Raw genomic sequence first — 5,388 nt, forward strand, 5'->3', positions numbered from 1 at the left:
GCGCACGGCACCGCCGCTCGCGAACTCGCCCTGTCCTCGCTGGAGGACGTCGTCCTGCTCACGGCGGCCACGGCCCGGCCGCCCGCGGCGCGGCCCGGCATCGACGAGCGGGTGCGCCGGGCCGAGGCGCTCATCGCCGCCGATCCGGCCGCCCCGCACACCGTCCGCTCGCTCGCCGCCCGTGTCTCCCTGTCGCCCTCGCGCTTCGCCCACCTGTTCGCCGAGCAGTCGGGCCGGTCCCCGATGCGGGCGCTGCGCGAGGCGCGGCTGCGGCACGCGGCCCGCCTGCTGGAGGGCAGCGACCTGTCCGTCGAACGGGTGGCGGCGGCTTCGGGGTTCGCCAGCCCGTTCCACTTCAACCGGGTCTTCCGCGACCGGTACGGAGTGCCGCCCGGGGTGTACCGGGCGCGCGGCTCAATGGTTGGCGAGTGAGCGGGCGTGCGCCGGCGCGACAGACGGCGCATGTGGTGGGGCGGGTCCGCCAATGGTTTTCGCCCGGTGATCCGGTCGCGGCGCGCGAATAACGTTCCGCGGCATTGACGTTTCGTCAATATCGCGCGTGGGGCACGGAATGCACAAAACCGCGAGATCCCTTGTTCCGCTTCGCTGACCTGTGCAAAGGTGTGCGTCGGCGGCGCACGGAAAATACATGTTTTCACTGTGCGCGCGAGGCATCTCCCGCTCGTCCCCGGGCTCCATAAGAGCCCTTTCCGACAGGTGTTCGAGATGTCGAACCCTGTACGAGTGGATCTCGTCGTCGTGTCGACGGATCCCCATACCGTTTGGTATGGACTTTATGCGCGTGCCCCGAGAGGAATGCAGCCGTGAACGACGCCGGCCTGTCGAATTCCCCCACAACAGCCCGCCGGTTCGAGGTGACGGACGAGCAACTGAGTGCCGAACTCAAGAAGTGGACCGGATCGTCGCCCGCGCTGCAGCCCGTCGGTGAACTCCTGGACCGGCACTGGGAAGCGGGGTTCGCCTACGCCCGGCTGTGCACCGACGGCATACCCTCGGCCGGAATGCTCACGACCGCCGCCTTCACCCGCCTCTTCGGCGAGACGCTCCGGCAGAACGGCCCCACCTCCGCCTGGCGCCCCCAACTCCTCGTCACCGTACGCCGTATCGCCGCCGAGTGGGACAACGACCACCGGGGCGAACACCTCCACCCGGAACTGCGCTCCGGGGCCGACGGCGAGCGCATCGCGGCCCGGCTGCTGCCACCCGGTGACCGGCGCCTGCTGTCCGGGGCGTTCCAGCGGCTGCCCCAGTCCTTCCGCTGCCTGCTGTGGCACACGGAGGTCGAGGCCGAGCCCATCGACGTCCCCGGCGGGCTGCTCGGCTACGACGCCGAACACGCCCTCCTCGAACTCGGGCGGGCCCGGGACCGGCTGCGCGAGGAATGCCTCCAGGTCCACCGCGAACTCGCCCCCGAGCAGGAGTGCCGCCGCTACCTGCGCATGCTCGACGTGACCTACCGGCGCGGCGGCGCCGACGTCGACCCCGACCTGGCCGCGCACCTCGCCCGCTGCGGCCACTGCCGGGACACCGCCGACCAACTCGCCCAGTTCAACCGGGGATTGGGCCTCGCCCTGGCCGAGGCGGTCCTCGGCTGGGGTGCCCGGGCCTATGTGGAGTCCAGACTCGCCGGCCCCGTCGAGGGCAGCGCCCTGCCCGACGAACTGCGCCCCCGGGTCATGGCGGGCGAGCCCTTCTTCGCGGCGCCCGGCGAGCCCCCGGCCCCCGCACGGACCGTCGCCGGCTCCGCCCCCCGCCCCGGCGGCCGCAGCGCCTCCCGCCGCTCGGACCGCAAGGCCGCCCGGCGCGCCGCGGCCCGCCGCCGCAACCTCACCGCGGCCGTCCTCACGGTGAGCGGACTGATCGTCCTCCCGCTCGTCCTGTGGGCCGTCCTCGGCAACGGCGACCACGCCGCACCGGCCGCCGGCGGCCGGCCCTCGCAGACGCCCGGCCCGGCGAAGAGCACCCCGACCGGCAACCCGTCCTGGATCAGCGCGAGCGAGGCGTCCCAGGGCAACGTCCAGGGGCGGCTGCACAACGTCGGCTCCGGCCTGTGCGTGTCCGTCGTCGGCAAGAAGGCCGTCAAGGGCGCCGAGACCGAACTGGCCTCCTGCTCCTCGGCCAACACCCAGCAGTGGCGCTACGAGACCGACGACAGGCTGCGCAGCGTCGCCGACCCCGAACTCTGCCTCGACTCCCACCTCGGCTACTCGGTGGTGCTCGCCCCCTGCACGGGCGGCATCCAGAAGAACATCCGCTACGACTTCACCCTGAAGGGCGCCCTGGTGCCGCGCTGGAACCAGGACCTGGCCCTGGCCCCCGCCGCCACCGACGGCTCGGGTGCCCTGGTGCTCAAGACCCGCGAGGAAGGCGACGTGCAGCACTGGGCCTTCGACACGACGAAGGCCGACCTCCAGATGCAGGTCGTCAACTGGGACGAGGACACCACCCCGGTGCCGACGCCCACCCGGAGGGCGGCCGGGACGCCGAGCCCCTCACCGACGCCCTCCGCGGCGCCGACCACCGTGCAGCCCGCACCGACGCAGTCGACCGCGTATCCCGAGAACCCCTACTGCGCCTACAACCCGTACTACTGCGGGACGGGCGGGTACGGCGGCTACGGGGGAGGTTACGGCGGCTACGGCGGTTACGGGGGCCGCGGCGGCCGCCACTGACATCCCGCCCGGTTCAGCCGGCCACCTGCAGCGACAGCCACAGCGCCGCCACGGCCGGCACCAGCGCGGCCGGGGTGGCCAGCAGGCCCAGCCGGGTGAACTCGCCGAGGCCCACGTCGTGTTCGTGCCGGTGCACGATCCGCCGCCAGAGCAGCGTGGCCAGCGAACCGGCGTACGTCAGGTTGGGGCCGATGTTCACCCCGAGCAGCACCGCCAGCACGGCACCCGGCCCCGCGGCGGCGGTCAGCGGCAGCAGCACCAGCACCGCGGGCAGGTTGTTGATCAGGTTCGCCAGCACGGCGGCCAGCACGGCGATTCCGAGCAGCGCGAGCAGCCCGGAGCCGGAGGGCACGACGCGGTCGAGGGCGTCGGCCAGGCCGTTGTCGACCACCGCCCGCACCACGATCCCCAGCGCCAGCACGAACGCCAGGAACGCCGGCGACGCGGCCCGCACCACCGTCAGCGGCGTCGCCTTGCGCCGTACGAGCGAGCGGGCGGCCAGCACCAGCGCGCCCGCGGCGGCCACCCAGGCCGGCTCCACGCCCACCGCGGAGGCCACGGCGAACCCGGCCAGCGTGCACCCGACCGTGACCAGCGCGAACAGGGGCAGCTCGGGTGTCTCGCCCGGCTCGGCGGACGGGGCGGCGATCCGCAGGTCGTCGGCGAAGAAGCGGCGGAACACCAGGTACTCGGCGCCGATCGCGACCAGCCACGGCAGCGTCATCAGCAGGGCGAACCGGGTGAAGCTCAGCCCGCTCGTCTCGAACGCCAGCAGGTTCGTCAGGTTGGACACGGGCAGCAGCAGCGAGGCCGTGTTCGACAGGTGGGCGCAGGCGTACAGATGGGGTCTCGCCCGGACGCCCGCCCGGGCCGCGGTGGCGAACACCACCGGGGTCAACAGCACCACGGTGGCGTCCAGGCTGAGCACGGCCGTGATCACCGAGGCCAGCACGAACACCGCGCCCAGCAGCCGCCCCGGCGAGCCCGCGGCCCGGCGGGCCGTCCAGGCCCCGCACCACTGGAAGAGCCCCTCGACGTCGCAGAAGTGGGCCAGCACCAGCACGGCCGCGAGAAAGCCCACGACGGGTCCGAGCCGCGCGGCCTCCTCCCGCGCGTGGTCGAGCGAGATCGCGCCGGTGGCGATGACGAGCCCCGCGGCGGGGACGGCCAGCACCGCCTCCGGCAGGCCCTTCGGCCGCAGCACGGCGAAGGCCAGGACGGCGACGAGCAGGAGGACGGACAGCGTCTCGGCGAGCGCGGTGTTCAGAGCAGGGTCCTTCGCAGCGGATCGGGGCGGGATGATCCATGAAAGCAGCTCACAGTAAGAAAGCGCTCCCGCCCCCTGCCGCTCAGGCGCCCGTGCCCGGGTTGAACACCGTCAGGAAGACCGAGGAGGAGTTGCCCGACACGGGCACCTGACCGCCCGTCCACGTCACCTTCAGGGAGGCCCGCTCGTCGGGGGGAGTGACCAGCAGCGCGGCCGGGGTGGCCGGGTTCGCGCCGCTGACCTCGGGGTTGGAGAACGTCAGCCCCGCCCAGGCGCTGTGGCCCGGAGCCAGCGTCACGGTCGTCGGCGCGCTGCCCGACTCCCGCTTGGGGTCCGGTCCCAGCTGCTTGCCCGAGGCGTCGACGAACGCGGCGCCGGGGAAGCCGCGCACCGTGCAGGTGTGCGACGAGGTGTTGGTCAGCACGATCGGGAAGTTCTCCTGCCCGGCCCCGGGGTCGTTGCGCCCGACGGTGGCCTTCAGCTCGGAGGTGTGGCACCGGCCGGAGGCGGCCGCCACGGCCGAGGACGCGGTCTTGGAGGGCTTCGCGGAGGCGGCCTCGCCCGACGGGCCCGTCGACTGCGTCACGGAGTCGGTCGCCGTGGCGGCTGCGCTCGTACCGCCGTCCGAGGCGGGCGCGGCCGTTCCGGACAGGGTCGTCGGCGAGCTCGCCGTGCCGTCGCCGCCGCTGCCGCAGGCCGTCAGCAGGCCGAGCAGCGCGGCCGTGCCCGCGAGCAGGGCCGTCCGGTGGACGGAGGGGGACTTGTTCGCCATGGTCCTCAGCACTCCCAATGTGATCACGCACCCGCCCGGGCGGATGCGTACGGCGCTCTGTGCCCCGTCATGTATGTCCGATGCGCGCCCGAACGAAAAAGTTCTGGCGCGAGAAGAGTGTGCCGGGTCAGTTTCCGACATGTACCGAAGTCAGGACATGATCGGTCTCCGTCGCGCCGCCCCGCTCGCGGATCTGCACGTACACGCGCGGCCGTCCGGCGCCCCGTGCGGGGGCGAGCGCGGCCTCCGTGACCGATCCGCCGGAGCCGCGGCAGTCGCTCCACGTCCGGACCCTGCCGTGCCACGCGGCGCCCGTCCAGGCGCGGGCGCCGTCGTAGTGGCAGCCGGGGTGGGTGAGGGCGTCCACCGCGGCCGTGAGGTCCCCGCCGCCCGTGCGGCCCACGAACACGCCGTTCACGTCCGCCGTCAGGTCCTGCCACCTCCCCAGGTCGTCCGCGACGACGAACCCCGGCTGGTGCCCGGCGGGCAGCCCCAGCACACGCGGGTCCCATCCCGCACCGCGCAGTTGGCGTCCCCAGGCGCGCGGCACCTCGGCCACGACCCGGCCCGTCGCGTCCGTCACGCGGACCTGGGCGGGCGCCGTGGGGGCGCGGTCCGGCAGCGCCGGCGGTACGGCGACGGCCGCGGCGCACACG

Annotated in this window: 4 protein-coding genes and 1 pseudogene; 2 read left to right on the forward strand and 3 right to left on the reverse strand. The window is 73.8% G+C overall.

What is annotated here, in order from left to right; all coding sequences use genetic code 11:
• Nucleotides 1-432, forward strand: a 432-nt coding sequence (locus M8J74_RS25475; protein WP_249838684.1) for a helix-turn-helix domain-containing protein, incomplete at its 5' end; no start/stop codon positions are given.
• Nucleotides 433-824: 392 nt separating this feature from the next.
• Nucleotides 825-2,693, forward strand: coding sequence for an RICIN domain-containing protein (locus M8J74_RS25480; protein WP_249838685.1), 1,869 nt, complete (start codon nucleotides 825-827; stop codon nucleotides 2,691-2,693).
• Between the two features lie 13 nt (nucleotides 2,694-2,706).
• Here M8J74_RS25480 and M8J74_RS25485 read toward each other — a convergent pair whose 3' ends face one another.
• The 3 genes and pseudogenes from M8J74_RS25485 to M8J74_RS25495 form a co-directional block, all read right to left on the reverse strand.
• Nucleotides 2,707-3,960 (reverse strand): arsenic transporter, encoded by a 1,254-nt coding sequence (locus M8J74_RS25485; protein ID WP_249838687.1) that lies wholly within the window; start codon nucleotides 3,958-3,960, stop codon nucleotides 2,707-2,709.
• An 82-nt stretch (nucleotides 3,961-4,042) separates the two neighbouring features.
• Nucleotides 4,043-4,732, reverse strand: a complete 690-nt coding sequence (locus M8J74_RS25490; RefSeq protein WP_249838686.1) for a DUF4232 domain-containing protein — start codon at nucleotides 4,730-4,732, stop codon at nucleotides 4,043-4,045.
• 127 nt (nucleotides 4,733-4,859) lie between these two features.
• Nucleotides 4,860-5,388, reverse strand: a pseudogene (locus M8J74_RS25495) (serine/threonine protein kinase); the annotation flags it as partial.

Source organism: Streptomyces panaciradicis (assembly GCF_023516615.1).
Lineage (GTDB): Bacteria > Actinomycetota > Actinomycetes > Streptomycetales > Streptomycetaceae > Streptomyces > Streptomyces panaciradicis.